The 15,264-nt window shown below is 63.8% G+C and carries 13 protein-coding genes; 8 read left to right on the top strand and 5 right to left on the bottom strand.

Features of this window, described 5'->3' with window-relative positions; all coding sequences use genetic code 11:
- Window positions 1–534 (bottom strand): nucleotide sugar dehydrogenase (locus IVA88_RS02400; protein WP_247495702.1); only part of this gene is annotated, 534 nt, incomplete at its 3' end.
- 194 nt (window positions 535–728) lie between these two features.
- Between IVA88_RS02400 and IVA88_RS02395 the strand changes: the two genes are divergently transcribed.
- From IVA88_RS02395 to IVA88_RS02385, 3 genes are all read left to right on the top strand, one after another.
- A complete protein-coding gene (locus IVA88_RS02395; protein ID WP_247495701.1) occupies window positions 729–1,796 on the top strand; it encodes an acyltransferase family protein in 1,068 nt (355 codons plus the stop codon).
- A gap of 101 nt (window positions 1,797–1,897) precedes the next feature.
- Window positions 1,898–4,960, top strand: a complete 3,063-nt coding sequence (gene polA / locus IVA88_RS02390) for a DNA polymerase I (protein WP_247495700.1) — start codon at window positions 1,898–1,900, stop codon at window positions 4,958–4,960.
- A 255-nt stretch (window positions 4,961–5,215) separates the two neighbouring features.
- Window positions 5,216–5,851 carry a LysE family translocator gene (locus IVA88_RS02385; protein ID WP_247495699.1) on the top strand — a complete coding sequence of 212 codons (636 nt, stop codon included), beginning with the start codon at window positions 5,216–5,218 and terminating at the stop codon, window positions 5,849–5,851.
- 43 nt (window positions 5,852–5,894) lie between these two features.
- Here IVA88_RS02385 and IVA88_RS02380 read toward each other — a convergent pair whose 3' ends face one another.
- Window positions 5,895–6,521 carry a glutathione S-transferase family protein gene (locus IVA88_RS02380; RefSeq protein WP_247495698.1) on the bottom strand — a complete coding sequence of 209 codons (627 nt, stop codon included), beginning with the start codon at window positions 6,519–6,521 and terminating at the stop codon, window positions 5,895–5,897.
- Between the two features lie 187 nt (window positions 6,522–6,708).
- Here IVA88_RS02380 and pyrE point away from each other — a divergent pair, with 187 nt between their 5' ends.
- Window positions 6,709–7,272, top strand: coding sequence for an orotate phosphoribosyltransferase (gene pyrE / locus IVA88_RS02375; RefSeq protein WP_247495697.1), 564 nt, complete (start codon window positions 6,709–6,711; stop codon window positions 7,270–7,272).
- A gap of 187 nt (window positions 7,273–7,459) precedes the next feature.
- Window positions 7,460–8,233 (top strand): DUF2865 domain-containing protein, encoded by a 774-nt coding sequence (locus tag IVA88_RS02370; RefSeq protein ID WP_247495696.1) that lies wholly within the window; start codon window positions 7,460–7,462, stop codon window positions 8,231–8,233.
- A gap of 31 nt (window positions 8,234–8,264) precedes the next feature.
- Here the strand turns inward: IVA88_RS02370 and IVA88_RS02365 are convergent, their stop codons facing one another.
- Window positions 8,265–8,696, bottom strand: coding sequence for a hypothetical protein (locus IVA88_RS02365; RefSeq protein WP_247495695.1), 432 nt, complete (start codon window positions 8,694–8,696; stop codon window positions 8,265–8,267).
- Between the two features lie 182 nt (window positions 8,697–8,878).
- On the opposite strand from IVA88_RS02365, the gene IVA88_RS02360 reads away from it, so the two are divergent.
- Window positions 8,879–9,172: a GIY-YIG nuclease family protein gene (locus IVA88_RS02360; RefSeq protein ID WP_247495694.1), complete on the top strand. Its 294-nt coding sequence runs from the start codon at window positions 8,879–8,881 to the stop codon at window positions 9,170–9,172.
- Between the two features lie 63 nt (window positions 9,173–9,235).
- Here the strand turns inward: IVA88_RS02360 and IVA88_RS02355 are convergent, their stop codons facing one another.
- A complete protein-coding gene (locus tag IVA88_RS02355; RefSeq protein ID WP_249810989.1) occupies window positions 9,236–9,466 on the bottom strand; it encodes a hypothetical protein in 231 nt (76 codons plus the stop codon).
- 217 nt (window positions 9,467–9,683) lie between these two features.
- Between IVA88_RS02355 and IVA88_RS02350 the strand changes: the two genes are divergently transcribed.
- Both IVA88_RS02350 and IVA88_RS02345 read left to right on the top strand, forming a co-directional pair.
- Complete coding sequence (locus IVA88_RS02350) at window positions 9,684–12,200, top strand: glycogen/starch/alpha-glucan phosphorylase (protein ID WP_247495692.1); 2,517 nt, start codon at window positions 9,684–9,686, stop codon at window positions 12,198–12,200.
- 229 nt (window positions 12,201–12,429) lie between these two features.
- A complete protein-coding gene (locus IVA88_RS02345) occupies window positions 12,430–13,245 on the top strand; it encodes a thioesterase family protein (protein ID WP_247495691.1) in 816 nt (271 codons plus the stop codon).
- A 209-nt stretch (window positions 13,246–13,454) separates the two neighbouring features.
- On the opposite strand, the gene IVA88_RS02340 is transcribed toward IVA88_RS02345, so the two are convergent.
- Window positions 13,455–15,071, bottom strand: coding sequence for a phosphoenolpyruvate carboxykinase (locus tag IVA88_RS02340; protein ID WP_247495690.1), 1,617 nt, complete (start codon window positions 15,069–15,071; stop codon window positions 13,455–13,457).
- Between the last annotated feature and the right edge of the window lie 193 nt (window positions 15,072–15,264).

The following is a 15,264-nucleotide window of genomic DNA, read 5'->3' as shown; positions in this document are numbered from 1 at the left end:
GCGGCCGCGCTCGTCGGAGGTGCCGACGACGACGCGATCGGGGAACTTGAAGTCGCGGATCGCCGCGCCCTCGCGCAGGAATTCGGGGTTCGAGGCGACGACGACGTCGGCGTTCGGGTTGGTCTCGCGGATGATGCGCTCGACCTCGTCGCCGGTGCCGACCGGAACGGTGGACTTCGTCACCACGACGGTGAAGCCGGACAGCGACTGCGCGATCTCTTTCGCGGCGGCGTAGACATAGGACAGATCGGCGTGGCCATCGCCGCGGCGCGACGGCGTGCCGACCGCAATGAAGACCGCATCGGCATCCGCGACCGGCTTGGACAGGTCCGTGGTGAACTCGAGCCGCTTGGCCTTGACGTTGGTCGCAACGAGTTCGTCGAGCCCGGGCTCATAGATCGGGATCTCGCCGCGGTGAAGCGCCGCGATCTTCTTCTCGTCCTTGTCGACGCAGGTGACGTCGTGACCGAAATCCGCAAAGCAGGCTCCGGACACCAGTCCCACATAGCCCGTTCCGATCATCGCGATTCGCATGAAAAACCCTGCTTGGCTTGGTTAACGAAACCCCCAACTCGAGGGCGGTTTAGCATTTTCCTGAGCTGAGGGAACAGCCCGCGCGCAAAAAACGGCACGCGATTTGTACCGGTAAAGAAATCGTAAGCCGCAAGGCGCCACACTGCTCCGCGTTCGCACAGATCCGGGCGGAACCCGCCTCGAAAAGAGACACCATGGCACCATCAGGCACAATCGCCGGGAGCGGGGAAATCAAGGCCCCGGCTGCCGCGCGTGTCGATTGGGTCGATTACGCCAAGGGCATCTGCATCGTCATGGTCGTGATGATGCATTCGGTGCTGGGGGTCGAGCTCGCCGCCGGCGAGACCGGCTTCATGCATGTGCTGGTGGCCTTCGCAAAGCCGTTCCGGATGCCGGATTTCTTCCTGATTTCAGGCCTGTTCCTGCCATTGGTGATCGACCGCGACTGGCGAACCTATCTCGATCGCAAGGTGGTGCATTTCGCCTATTTCTATGTCGTCTGGGTGACAATCCAGTTCGGCTTCAAGGCCCCGGCATTCGCATCAGAAACGAGCTGGCGCGACGCCGGCTTGCTGTATCTGGACTCCTTCGTCGAGCCGTTCGGCACGCTGTGGTTCATCTATCTCCTGCCGATCTTCTTCGTCGTCACAAAACTGACACGGCGAATCCCGCCGCCCGCGATCTGGCTCATCGCGGCCGCGCTGGAGACGGCGCGTGTCGCAACCGGCTGGACCGCGATCGATGAGTTCTGCGCGCGTTTCGTCTACTTCTATTCCGGCTATCTGTTCTCCGCTTACGTGTTCGCGCTGTCGGACCGCGCGCGCAATCATCCCGCATGGGCGCTCGCCGCCCTCGCGACGTGGGCGCTGGTCAATGCCGGTCTGGTTACGCTCGGGGCCAGCGAATGGAAAATCGTATCGCTTGTGCTCGGCTTCGCCGGCGCCTGCGCCATCATCACGATGGGCACGCTGCTCGCGCGCGTGCAATGGCTGAATGTCTTCCGCTTCTGCGGCGAGCATTCGATCGTGATCTATCTCGCCTTCTTCCTGCCGATGGCAGCGACACGGACGTTGCTATTGCGCACGGGCATCATTCCCGACATCGGCACAGTATCGCTGATCGTCACCATCGCCGGCGTGATCGGCTCGCTGGCGATCTGGCAGGTCGCGCTGCGCCTTGGTGGAAATTTCCTGTTCGAGCGGCCCGATGCATTCTGGATCGCGCCGAAGAAGGCAGGGCCGGTGTTGCAGGCGGCGGAGTAGCTCGCTGTCCGGGGAATGACAGCGGGGGATAGTCGCGCCAGCAACCCAAAAATCACCGTTCCAAGGCTGTCAAAGCCCGCAAAAATTCATACATTGCGGCCATGCCCAAGATATCTCCCAAGACATCCCCGACGACCGCCGCCAAAGCCGAAACCAAGCCCGCTGCTGCGCCAGCTGCTGCCAAGCCCGTCGCTGCCAAGGCGGCCGGCAAGGGCGACCACGTCTTCCTGGTCGACGGTTCCGGCTACATCTTCCGCGCCTATCACGCGCTGCCGCCGCTGAACCGCAAGTCCGACGGCTTGCAGGTCAATGCCGTGCTCGGTTTCTGCAACATGCTGTGGAAGCTTTTGCGCGAGATGCCTGAAGACAACCGGCCGACACATCTGGCGATCATCTTCGACAAGTCGGAAATGACCTTCCGCAACAAGATCTATCCTGAGTACAAGGCCCACCGGCCGCCCGCGCCTGACGATTTGATCCCGCAATTTTCGCTGATCCGCGAAGCGGTGCGCGCATTCGACCTGCCTTGCCTGGAACAGGTCGGCTTCGAGGCCGACGATCTCATTGCGACCTATGTGCGGCAAGCCTGCGAGCGCGGCGCAACGGCGACCATCGTTTCCTCCGACAAGGACCTGATGCAACTCGTCACCGACTGCGTCACCATGTACGACACCATGAAGGACCGCCGCATCGGCATCCCCGAGGTGATCGAGAAGTTTGGCGTGCCACCCGAGAAGGTGGTGGAAGTGCAGGCACTGGCCGGCGATTCCACCGACAACGTTCCTGGCGTGCCCGGCATCGGCATCAAGACCGCGGCGCAGCTGATCGTCGAATATGGCGATCTCGATCAATTGCTGTTCCGCGCCGGCGAGATCAAGCAGCCGAAGCGGCGTGAGGCGCTGATCGAGCATGCGGAAAAGGCGCGCATCTCGCGCCAGCTCGTGCTGCTCGACGACAAGGTCGAGCTGGAGGTACCGCTCGACGATCTCGCGGTCCACGAGCCCGATGCGCGCAAGCTGCTTGCCTTCCTGAAGGCGATGGAATTCACGACGCTGACGCGTCGCGTCGCCGACTATTCGCAGATCGATCCCGCCAACGTCGATGCCGATCCCGGCTATGCCAGCGGCACCAGCGTCTTCTCGCCGCTGCCGCCTTCGGACGTCGTGCCGGCACCACGAGCCGGCACGCCGGCGCAGGTTCCGGCCGGCCAGCGCAACGCATCGGCGAGCAAGGAGGACAAGGCCGCGAGCCCGAAAGGCGCGCCGATTTCTCTCGCGGCCGCGCGCGAAGAGGCCTTGCGCAAGCTTCCGGTCGACCGCAGCAAGTACCAGGCGATCAAGACGCTCAAGGAGCTCGACGCCTTCATCGCACGCATCCATGATTCCGGTCATGTCGCGCTCGAAATCCGCGCCAACTCCATCGATCCGATGCAGGCCGATCTCTGCGGCATCGCGCTGGCGCTGGCGCCGAACGATGCCTGCTACGTGCCGCTGGCGCACAAGCAGTCCGGCGGCGGCGCCGGCCTGTTCGACGCGGGCCTCGCGCCCGACCAGGTCAAGCATGCCGATGCAATCGAGGCGCTGCGGCCGGTGCTGGAATCACCAGGCATCCTCAAGATCGGCTTCGACGTCAAATTCACCGCCGTGATGCTGGCGCAGCACGGCATCACCTTGCGCAACACCGACGATGCGCAACTGATCTCCTACGTACTCGACGCCGGACGCGGCTCGCATGGGCTGGAGCAGCTGTCCGAGCGCTGGTTCGGTCACGCCATGCTGAAGGAGGGCGAGCTGCTCGGAAGCGGCAAGGGCAAGATCACGTTCGACCAGGTGCCGATCGACAAGGCCACGCCGCTGTCGGCGGAAGGCGCCGACATCGCCTTGCGCGTCTGGCGCGTGCTGAAGCCGCGCCTCGTCGCCGAGCACATGACCACGGTCTACGAGACGCTGGAGCGGCCGCTGGTCGCGGTGCTCGCGCGCATGGAGCGGCGCGGCATCTCGATCGACCGCCAGGTGCTGTCGCGTCTCTCCGGCGACTTCGCCCAGACCGCGGCCCGCGTCGAGGCCGAGATCCAGCAGATCGCCGGCGAGCCCGTCAATGTCGGCAGTCCGAAGCAGATCGGCGACATCCTGTTCGGCAAGATGGGGCTGTCCGGCGGCACCAAGACCAAGACCGGCGCGTGGTCCACCACCGCTCAGGTGCTCGACGAGCTCGCCGAGCAGGGCCACGACCTCCCGAAGAAGATCCTGGAGTGGCGCCAGGTCTCGAAGCTCAAATCGACCTACACCGACGCATTGCCGACCTACGTCAATCCGCAGACCCACCGCGTGCATACGACCTACGCGCTGGCCGCGACCACGACGGGCCGGCTGTCGTCGAACGAGCCGAATTTGCAGAACATTCCGGTGCGCACCGAGGACGGCAGAAAAATCCGGCGCGCCTTCATCGCAACGCCAGGACACAAGCTCGTCTCCGCCGACTATTCGCAGATCGAGCTGCGTCTGCTGGCCGAGATCGCCGACATTCCCGTGCTGAAGCAGGCGTTCCGCGACGGCCTCGACATTCACGCCATGACGGCATCGGAAATGTTCGGCGTGCCGATCGGGGGCATGCCGAGCGAAATCCGGCGCCGCGCCAAGGCGATCAATTTCGGCATCATCTACGGCATTTCGGCATTCGGCCTCGCCAACCAGCTCGGCATCGGGCGCGAGGAGGCATCCGCCTACATCAAGAAATATTTCGAGCGCTTCCCCGGCATCCGCGCCTACATGGACGAGACGCGCGACTTCTGCCGGAGCCACGGCTACGTCACCACGCTGTTCGGACGCAAGATGTACTATCCCGACATCAAGGCTTCGAATGCCTCGGTGCGCGCCTTCAACGAGCGCGCCGCGATCAACGCGCGGCTCCAGGGCACCGCCGCCGACATCATCCGCCGCGCCATGACGCGGATGGAGGATGCCTTGGTCCAGAAGAAACTGACGGCGCAGATGCTGCTCCAGGTGCACGACGAACTGATCTTCGAGGTGCCGGATTCGGAGGTCGAGGCGACGCTCCCCGTCGTGCAGCACGTGATGCAGGACGCGCCGTTCCCGGCCGTGCTGCTCTCGGTGCCGCTGCATGTCGATGCACGCGCGGCGAACAATTGGGACGAGGCGCACTGAGGTCTTCTTCACCTCGCCCCGCTTGCGGGGAGACGTCGGAATTCGCGCGAAGCGTGGATTCCAAGTGAGGGGATACAGGTCTCACATCGATCTCATATGTGGAGAGAGGCCCCTCACCCCACCCTCTCCCCGCAAGAGCGGGGCGAGGGAGCGCAGCGAGCGCGCGACCGCACTGAATTGTCCTCCGTGCAATTGCGCAATGGCCCCATCGCTTTGTGCATATTAGAACCGTGCCGTCTCCGCACCGGTTCAGCCATGCCCCACACCTCTGCCCTGCTCGGCTTCGCCCTCGTCTGCCTCGGCCTCGTGCTCACGCCCGGGCCGAACATGATCTATCTGATCTCGCGCTCGATCACGCAGGGGCCGGCGGCGGGCATCGTCTCGCTCGGCGGCGTGGCGCTCGGCTTCGTGTTCTACATGCTGTGCGCGGCGTTTGGCATCACGGCGCTGCTGCTCGCCGTTCCCTTTGCCTATGACGCGCTGCGCTTTGCCGGCGCCGGTTATCTGTTGTGGCTGGCCTGGCAGGCGGTGAAGCCGGGCGGGCGCTCACCTTTCGAGGTGAAGCAGCTGGCGATCGACAGCCCGCGCAAATTGTTCGCAATGGGGTTCGTCACCAATCTGCTCAACCCGAAGATCGCGATGCTTTATCTCGCGCTGCTGCCGCAGTTCATCGATCCCACCGCCGGCAGCGTGCTGACGCAGTCAGTCGTGCTCGGCGCGATCCAGATCGCGATCAGTGTCAGCGTCAATGCGATGATTGCGCTCGCGGCCGGGTCGATCGCGCTGTTTCTCGCAAGCCGGCCAAGCTGGATGCTGGTGCAGCGCTGGCTGATGGGCACGGTGCTGGCCGGGCTCGCGGTGCGGATGGCGGTGGAAGCGCGGAAGGTGTGAGGTTCTTTTCACCTCTCCCGTAAGAACGAGGAGAGGCAGAAGATCAATCCAGCTTCGCCTCCATGCCCCGCTTCACCGCCGGGCGCGCCATCAGGGCCTCGTACCAGCGCTTGACGTTGGGGAAGTCGGCGAGCTCGACCTTGTGGCGAGGGTGACGCCAGGCCCAGCCCAGGATGGCAAAATCGGCAACCGAGAGCTCGCCGGCCACAAAATCGCGGTCCGCTAGCCGGCGGTCGAGCACGCCATAGAGCCGTCGCGTCTCGGCCATGTAGCGTTTGAGGCCGTAGGCGCGGTCCTGCTCGTTCTCGAGCGCGATGAAATGGTGCACCTGGCCCGGCATCGGCCCGAAACCGCCCATCTGCCACATCAGCCATTCATAAACGGGAATGCGGTCCGAAAGCGATTTCGGCAGGAATTTTCCGGTCTTTTCGCCGAGATAAAGCAGGATCGCGCCAGACTCGAAGATGCTGACGGGCTGGCCGTCGGGCCCCTCGGGGTCGAGGATCGCAGGGATCTTGTTATTGGGTGAGAGCTTCAGGAACCCCGGCGCCATCTGTTCGCCCTTGCCGATGTTCACCGGGATCACCTTGTAGGCCAGCCCCATTTCCTCCAGCGCGACCGAGATCTTGCGGCCGTTCGGCGTGTTCCAGGTGTGCAGCTCGATGGCCATTTTTCGCGTTTCCTTGCCCAGTTTTCTTGCCCAAGACATCTGGCATCCACCTACTCCAGAAGGTCGCCCCCCCACAACCGGCGGGCCGGGATGGCCGATCCCTGTTGACGGGGGAAGCCCCCTCTGGAATGTCGGGGCCGTCGCGGATAAATTCCGCCACTTCCAAAAACGCTCCCGAGGGCCCGCCGTGTCTAAATCAGCCTCCCGCGCCCGCCTGTTCGAGATCATCCGCCGGCGCTCCTTCGGCCGCGGCGAGGTGACGCTTGCGTCGGGCCGCAAGAGCGATTTCTACTTCAACCTCAAGCCGACCATGCTCGATCCTGAGGGTGCAACCCTGCTTGCCGAGCTGACCTATGAGGCGCTGAAGGACGACCAGCTCGATTTCATTGGCGGGCTCGAGATGGGCGCGGTGCCGCTGGCCGGCGCGCTGGCGCAGATTTCCTGGATCAAGGGCCATCCGATCGCGGCCTTCTTCGTGCGCAAGAAGCCGAAGGAGCACGGCGCGAAGCTCGCGATCGAGGGGCTGCCCAGGGGCGAGACGCTGGAGGGCAAGCGCGTCGTGATCGTCGAGGATGTCACCACCACCGGTGGCTCGGCGATGAAGGCGGTGGAATCGGTGCGCGAGTCCGGCGCCGAAGTGGTGCTGGTGCTGACCATGGTCGACCGCGAGGAAGGCGCCGACGATACCTTCGGCGCGGCCGGCCTGCCATTCCGCTCGCTGTACAAGGCGTCGGAGTTTCTGAAGGCTTAACGGCGCTCCGTCCCGGGCGCAGCGCAGCATCCACGACACGAAGCCACCTCCCTCAACCGCTCATTTACCATCCGGCCTTATGGTGAATGATGTGCTGAGACCTGATGGTCCCGGCCGGTTGAGTAGCGTCGGGTGGAGTAAGCGTTTGCGTACAGTCACGTCCCATGCACGCCGGCGGCGTCGCGCAATGCTCGTAGCCGTCACACTGGCGGCACCGCTGCTTGCGGTTCCGGCGCCGGTTTCGGCCGAAGGCCTGTTCGACTTCTTGTTCGGTGGAACGCAGCAGCAGCGACCGCAGCGTGAGGTGCCGCCGCAGGCGAGCTCCTACGCCGACCCCTTCACCGGCCAGCAGAACGCCGCATCCCGGCAATACGTGCCGCCGACACGTTCGGCCGCGGCGGGCGGCTCGGGACCGGCGTTCTGCGTGCGCAGCTGCGACGGCAAATATTTTCCGCTGATGCGCGGCCTCGCCTCGCCCGCGCAGATGTGTCAGGCGTTCTGTCCTGCCAGCACGACAAAGGTCTACTTCGGCTCCTCGATCGACGGTGCCGCGTCGCAGACCGGCGAGCGCTACGCCGACAGCGAGAACGCGTTCGCCTATCGCAAGGCGCTGCGCGCCGACTGCACCTGCAACGGCCGCGAGCCGGTCGGCCTCGCTCCGGTCGATCTGGCGCTGGACTCCTCGCTGAAGCCCGGCGACGTGATCGCCACCAGCGACGGCCTCGTCGCCTATACCGGCATCCGCGTCGGCAACGACCAGGCTGCCGACTTCACCCCGGTCGCCTCCTATCCCGGTCTCACCGCGCAGGTCCGCGCGCGGCTCGGCGAGATGAAGGTGGCGCCGGTGCGCGCCGAGACGGTGGCGGCGGATGCCCCGGCCGCGGAGATCGTGCGCGAGACGCTGCCTGACGTGACGGTGCCGAAGACGCAGAAGCCGGCGAAGCGCGCGGGGCTGGATTAGCTGTCAGTCTCCTGTCGCGGACGCGCGGCAACTATCGTCCGATGATCACGCCGATCACGTTCGGCGCCGCCAGATATTTCTCCTCAATCGCCGCGCGCGCGGCAGCGCGGTTGTCCGCCGTGAGCAGGCCGCGCTTCTCGGCCAAGATCATCCAGCAAAAGCCCCACCAGTCGGTGAGCATGCCCTGCTCGTCGACGAGGTCGTAACCCTGCTCGGCCGCGAAGATGCGCGCATGGGCTTCGTCCAGCGTGTCGAGAAACAGATGGTCCTCGACCGAGAACAGATCGTCGCTGACGTCGTCGATGGTGTAGCCCCAGATCGACTGGCACACCGCGTTGAATTCGCGGTCGAACTGGTCGTCGTCGACCGCGTAGCGTCGCGCCGCCTGATGCAGCCGCGACAGCGAACGCGCAAAATCGGCGATCCTGGTGAGGGCAAATTGACCGAAGGCAATGGTGGACATGTAGTCCTCGCGAAGTCTGACAGACGCTAGATATTGTGTCGGCGACGCGCCGAATCACAATGATATATCAAAGACTTGCTAAAGTGTTCTTAATTTGTTCTGATGCCTCCACAGCGTCGTCCCGGCGGAGGCCGGGACCCATAACCACCGCCGTCAGACGTCTTGGAATTGGGCGCCCAGCGATGAATGCACCCGCCGCGTACTACGTCTACATTCTCGCAAGCCGGCGATACGGCACTTTGTACATCGGCGTCTGCAATGACCTGAGCAATCGATTGTCCCTGCGTCGTTCGGGACGCGGCTCGAAGTTCGTCACCAAGTATGGTGTGACGCGGCTAGTGTATGTTGAGACATATGTTTCACCATCCGAAGCGATCGCGCGCGAGAAGGCGTTGAAGGAGTGGCATCGTGACTGGAAGATTCGCCTGATCGAACAGGCAAATTCGGATTGGTGCGATCTATCGCATCTTCTCTGATAGCGGTGGTTATGGGTCCCGGCCTTCGCCGGGACGACACCATTTTCTCGGCAACTGGTTCGCTCACATCGCCGACATCAACCTATCCCCGCACGCGCTCGCATAAAACTTGCCGCCGCATTGGCGCTTGATGGCGGCGCAGCGAGCGGCTGGCGATGCGTTTTGCGGAAGCGAGACGGCGCAGCTCAGGCCGTCGGCGCTGCGGCCCACCTTGCCGGCGGCGAAGGCGGCGCTGGAGGCGGTGATGCAGACGACGATGAAGCTGGCGGCTGCGATTTCGATCAGCAGTCTCATCAGAGAGTTCACGGGACGTCTCCTCCACACTGATGGCTGAATCTGCCGCCATCATAGCACCAAATCCACGTTTCCCCGTATCGGTCCGGGTTCCCAAATCGGCCCGTTCCTTGCATAATTTTACGCCAGCGCAGTGCACGGCCGCGCCAGCGATGGTTCCGGTGCAAGGGCAAGATGCGTAGGGTCAGTAGTGTTCTCGCGACCAGGAAGTGACGACTTGCAAGATTCATCGTTCCAGCCGAATTTTCCCGCTCCCGGCCAGCCCATCGACGAACTCGCGCTGGCCGAGATCAAGGGCGCTATCCTGGCGAAGCTGCGCCTTGCCATCGGCAAGGATGCTGGCATGGCGACCAAACACGACTGGTACCAGGCAGCGGCGCTGGCACTGCGCGACCGCATCGTGCATCGCTGGCTCAGCGCCGAGAAGCGCAGCTATGATGCCGGGCGCAAGCGCGTCTACTATCTCTCGCTCGAATTCCTGATCGGCCGCCTCTTCAGCGACGCGCTGAACAATATGGGGCTGCTGAAGATCTTCGAGGTCGCGCTCGGCGATCTCGGCGTCTCCTTGCCTGAGCTGCGCAAATGCGAGCCGGACGCGGCGCTCGGCAATGGCGGCTTAGGCCGGCTTGCCGCCTGCTTCATGGAAAGCATGGCGACGCTGTCGATCCCCGCGATCGGCTACGGCATCCGTTATGATTACGGCCTGTTCCGCCAGATCATCAATCAGGGCTGGCAGCAGGAATATCCGGACGAATGGCTCGGCTTCGGCAACCCTTGGGAATTGCAGCGGCCCGAAGTGATCTATGACATCCGCTTCGGCGGCGGTGTCGAGCATGTCGACGACAAGGGCCGCGACCGCGCGATCTGGCATCCGTCCGAGACCGTGCAGGCGATGGCCTATGACACGCCGATCGTCGGCTGGCGCGGCCAGCACGTCAACGCGCTGCGGCTGTGGTCGGCGCGTTCGCCCGACCCCTTGAAGCTCGACGCCTTCAACACCGGCGACTATGTCAGCGCCAGCGCCGAGCAGTCGCGCGCGGAAGCGATCTGCAAATTCCTCTATCCGAACGACGAGAGCCCGGCGGGCCGCGAGCTGCGCCTGCGCCAGGAATATTTCTTCGTCTCGGCTTCGCTGCAGGACCTGATCAAGCGGCATCTTGCGTCGGACGGTCAGCTCCGCAGCCTGTCGAGCAAGGTCGCGGTGCAGCTCAACGACACCCATCCGAGCCTTGCCGTCACCGAGCTGATGCGGATTCTGATCGACGATCACAATTTCCGCTGGGACGAGGCCTGGAAGATCACGGTCGCCACGCTGTCCTACACCAACCACACGCTGCTGCCGGAGGCGCTGGAAACATGGCCGGTCGAGCTGTTCGAACGGCTGTTGCCGCGGCATCTCGAGATCATCTACCGCATCAACGTGCAGCATCTCGCGCTCGCAGAGGCGCGCGCCCCCGGCGACATCGACTTCCGCGCCTCGGTCTCGTTGATCGACGAGAGGAGCGGGCGGCGCGTGCGCATGGGCCAGCTCGCCTTCGTCGGCTCACACCGCATCAACGGCGTCTCGGCGATGCATTCGGACCTGATGCGCGAGACCGTATTCCACGACCTCAACCATCTCTATCCCGGGCGCATCACCAACAAGACCAACGGCATTACCTTCCGTCGCTGGCTGATGCTGGCGAACCCGAAGCTGACGGATCTGTTGCGCGAGACCTGCGGCGATGCCGTGCTCGATGACCCCACGCAGCTCAGCCTGATCGAAACCCGCGCCAGCGACGTGGAATTCCAGAAAAAGTTCCGCAGCGTCAAGCTTCACAACAAGGCTGCGCTCGCGCGCCTGATCGGCGAGCGGCTCGGCATCAAGGTCGATCCGACTGCGCTGTTCGACGTGCAGATCAAGCGCATCCACGAATACAAGCGCCAGCTTCTCAACGTGATCGAGACAGTCGCGCTGTACCAGGCGATCAAGGATGACCCAAACGGCAACTGGGTGCCGCGGGTGAAGATTTTTGCCGGCAAAGCCGCGGCGAGCTATCGCTACGCCAAGCTGATCATCAAGCTGATCAACGACGTCGCGGAAGTCGTCAACAACGATCCCGCCATCGGTGGCAAGCTCAAGGTCGTTTTCCTGCCCGACTACAATGTCAGCCTCGCCGAGGTCATCATTCCCGCGGCCGACCTGTCCGAGCAGATCTCGACTGCCGGCATGGAGGCGTCCGGCACCGGCAACATGAAGCTGTCGCTGAACGGCGCTCTCACTATCGGCACGCTCGACGGCGCCAACATCGAGATCCGCGACCATGTCGGCGCGGAGAACATCGCGATCTTCGGCATGGAGGCCGGCGACGTGATGATCCGGCGCAAGCAGGGGCTGGACGCCTCGGACGTGATCCGCAATTCGCCAAAGCTCCAGCGCGCCATCAATGCCATCGGCGTCGGCGAGTTCTCGCCCGGCGACCCCGGCCGCTTCGAATCCATCGCGCACGCGCTGCGCTATCTCGACCATTACATGGTCAGCGCCGATTTCGATTCCTATTACGAAGCGCAGCGCAGCGTCGATGCACGCTGGCAGGTGGCGCCGGCCTGGACACGTGCCAGCATTCTCAATGTCGCGCGCATGGCGTGGTTCTCCTCCGACCGCACCATCCGCGAATATGCCGAGGAAATCTGGAACGTGCCGGTGAATCCGACCACACCGCTGCTGCCGACTCTGCGCGACGTCGCGGGCTGATTTTCCGCGGCGTGAAATCGGCACTACCTGCGAGGTTATTGCATCTCGCAGAGAGGATGATGATATGATCGCCATCATCGTCAAGCCGGCGTCAGCGATACGAGCGCCGCAACCACAAACAGCGTCATTGCGAGCGCAGCGAAGCAATCCAGACTGTTTCTGCGGAAAGGGCTCTGGATTTGCTTCGCTACGCTCGCAATGACGACGGGGTCGGCACCGAGGACCAACAATGCACGCCAAGCTCCCGCACCCGTTCGACGACGCCACCCGCATCACCGCGGGTGACAGCAGCTGGCAGGGACACACCAGCGACGACTACTGGGCCTTTGTCGGCCCGTTCGGCGGCGTCACCGCCGCGACCATCTTGCGCGCTCTGATCGACCATCCGCAACGTGCCGGCGATCCGCTGGCGCTCACCGTCAATTATTGCGCGCCGATCGCGAAGGGGCCATTCGATCTGGACGTGCGTCTGGTGAAGGCCAACCGTTCCAGCCAGCACTGGAGCGTCGAACTGTCGCAAGGCGGCGGCGAGGTCGCAACGCTCGCCACCGCCGTGTTTGCCGAACGCCGTCCGTCCTGGGAGCACAGGGTGGCGCAATACCCGGAGGCAAAGCCGTTCGAAGCGACGATGCCGTTCCCGAAGATCGCGGCATCCTGGGCCAACCAGTATGAATTCCGCTTCGTCGAGGGCGAGATGCGGATCGGCCCGCCGCGGACCGAGTTCGCCAGCACCTATTCGAAACTCTGGATCACCGACCGTGCGCCGCGCAAGCTCGACATGCTGTCGCTGATGTCGATGTCGGACGCCTTCTTCGGCCGTATCTTCCACGCGCGGCGCGAGCTGGTGCCGTTCGGCACGGTGTCGCTGACGACGTATTTTCACACCGACAGCGAAGAGCTCGCGGCCGAAGACATCACCCGCGTGCTCGCGACGGCCGATGCGAAGATCATGCACAAGAGCTACGGCGACCAGAACGCCGAGCTGTGGTCGCCGAACGGAAGGCTGCTCGCGACCACGACGCAGATCGCGTATTTCAAGGCGTAGGCGCTTTTTCCCTCGCCCCTTGTGGGAGAGGGTGGCTCGCCGCGTAGCGGCGAGACGGGTGAGGGGTTCTCTCCGCGCGTCATTCTCTTCGAGCTCGCGGAGAGAACCCCTCATCCGGCGCTTCGCGCCACCTTCTCCCACAAAGGGAGAAGGAAGAAACAAAAAGGGCGACCTCGCGGCCGCCCTTTTGTAATTCAAGCGATCAGCCCCTACTCCGCCGCGAGCTTTACGTCCGGTGCAGCGGCGCGGACCTCGGCGTCGACCTGGGCTTCGAACTTGGCGAAGTTCTTCTGGAACATGCCGACCAGCGCACGGGCGGTCTTGTCGAACTCGTCCTTGTCCTTCCAGGTGTTGACCGGGTTGAGGATCTCGCTCGGCACACCGGGCAGCGCGGCCGGGACCGCGAAGCCGAAATATTTGTCAGTGCGGAATTCGACGTTGCGAAGCGAGCCGTCGAGCGCAGCGGTGAGCAGAGCGCGCGTCACCTTGATCGGCATGCGCGAGCCCGTGCCGTACTTGCCGCCGGTCCAGCCGGTGTTGACCAGCCAGCAGTCGACATTGTGCTGGGCGATGAGGTCGCGCAGCATGTTGCCGTATACGGACGGATCGAGCGGCAGGAACGGCGAACAGAAGCAGGTCGAGAATTCCGGCTGCGGCTCGTTGCCGAGACCGCGCTCGGTGCCCGCGACCTTCGCTGTGTAGCCGGAGAGGAAGTGATACATCGCCTGCGCGGGCGACAGCTTTGCGATCGGCGGCAACACGCCGAAAGCATCCGCGGCGAGCATCACCATGTTCTTGGGCTGCGGCGCGCGGCCGGTGCGCGAGGCGTTCGGGATGAATTCGAGCGGATAGGCCGAGCGGGTGTTCTCGGTCTTGGAGCCGTCGTCGAAATCGACCACGCGGGTGTCTTCATCGAGCACGCAGTTCTCGAGCACCGCGCCGAAGCGCGTCGAGGCAGCGTAAATCTCGGGCTCGGCTTCCTGCGACAGCTTGATGCACTTGGCATAGCAGCCGCCTTCGAAATTGAAGACGCCGTTCGGACCCCAGCCGTGCTCGTCGTCGCCGATCAGCGTGCGATTGGGATCGGCGGACAGCGTGGTCTTGCCGGTGCCTGATAGCCCGAAGAAGATCGCGGCGTCGCCCTTGGCGCCGACATTGGCCGAGCAATGCATCGGCATCACGCCGCGCTCAGGCAGATAGTAGTTCAGCGTGGTGAAGACCGACTTCTTCATCTCGCCGGCATAGTAGGAGCCGGCGATCAGCACGATCTTGCGGGCGAAATCGATCGCGACGACGTTCTCCGACTTGCAGCCGTGGCGCTTCGGATCGGCGCGGAAGCTCGGCATATCGATGATGGTGAGCTCTGGCACGAACCCCGAGAGCTCGACCGCCTCGGGACGGATCAGCAGCGTCCGGATGAACAGCGAGTGCCAGGCGAGCTCGGTGAAGACGCGGGTCTTGATGCGGTAGGCCGGATCGGCGCCGCCGTAGAGGTCCTGCGCGAACAGCGACTTGCCTTCGGCGTGCTTGAGGAAGTCCTGGTAGAGCGTTTCGAACTGCTCTGCGGTGATCGACTGGTTGCCGGCCCACCACATCTTCTTGTCGGTGGTGGCGTCACGCACCGTGAACTTGTCCTTGGGGCTGCGGCCGGTGAACTCGCCGGTGTCGGCGCAGAGCGCGCCATCGGCCGACAGCACCGCCTCGCCCGCGGAGAGCGAATATTGATAGAGTTGCGGCGCACCGAGGTTCCAGTGAACCTGCTTGAGATTCTTTAAGCCGAATTTGTCGGCACCGAAGGCACCGTTGCGCACGCCCGTCTCTTGCACGAAAAAATCCTCCTAGAACCCGCGACACTCAGCGCGATCATGCTTTAGCGCCGTCGCGGCCACCGTGAATGATAGGCCATCCGGCCTCGGCTGGGCGACCTAATACTGATGAACGCTGGCGTTGCCAAGCTGATCCCGCAGGATTTGGTTTATTCAAGGACCGCGCCAAACGCCGCGCATGTCAGCTCTGAGC

Origin of the sequence: Bradyrhizobium sp. 149, from assembly GCF_023073915.1 — a bacterium.
In the GTDB taxonomy this organism is placed as follows: Bacteria; Pseudomonadota; Alphaproteobacteria; order Rhizobiales; family Xanthobacteraceae; genus Bradyrhizobium.
Note: the sequence above shows the minus strand (reverse complement) of the source record. Positions and strands in the feature narration are given on the sequence as shown.

Excerpts from the sequence above, each read along its gene's own strand:
- IVA88_RS02345 (WP_247495691.1), top strand. The coding sequence starts at position 12,430 with ATGCACGCCAAGCTCCCGCACCCGTTCGACGACGCCACCCGCATCACC.
- IVA88_RS02395 (WP_247495701.1), top strand. The coding sequence starts at position 729 with ATGGCACCATCAGGCACAATCGCCGGGAGCGGGGAAATCAAGGCCCCG.
- IVA88_RS02355 (WP_249810989.1), bottom strand. The coding sequence starts at position 9,466 with ATGAGACTGCTGATCGAAATCGCAGCCGCCAGCTTCATCGTCGTCTGC.
- IVA88_RS02360 (WP_247495694.1), top strand. The coding sequence starts at position 8,879 with ATGAATGCACCCGCCGCGTACTACGTCTACATTCTCGCAAGCCGGCGA.
- polA (WP_247495700.1), top strand. The coding sequence starts at position 1,898 with ATGCCCAAGATATCTCCCAAGACATCCCCGACGACCGCCGCCAAAGCC.
- IVA88_RS02380 (WP_247495698.1), bottom strand. The coding sequence starts at position 6,521 with ATGGCCATCGAGCTGCACACCTGGAACACGCCGAACGGCCGCAAGATC.
- IVA88_RS02365 (WP_247495695.1), bottom strand. The coding sequence starts at position 8,696 with ATGTCCACCATTGCCTTCGGTCAATTTGCCCTCACCAGGATCGCCGAT.
- IVA88_RS02385 (WP_247495699.1), top strand. The coding sequence starts at position 5,216 with ATGCCCCACACCTCTGCCCTGCTCGGCTTCGCCCTCGTCTGCCTCGGC.
- IVA88_RS02370 (WP_247495696.1), top strand. The coding sequence starts at position 7,460 with ATGCTCGTAGCCGTCACACTGGCGGCACCGCTGCTTGCGGTTCCGGCG.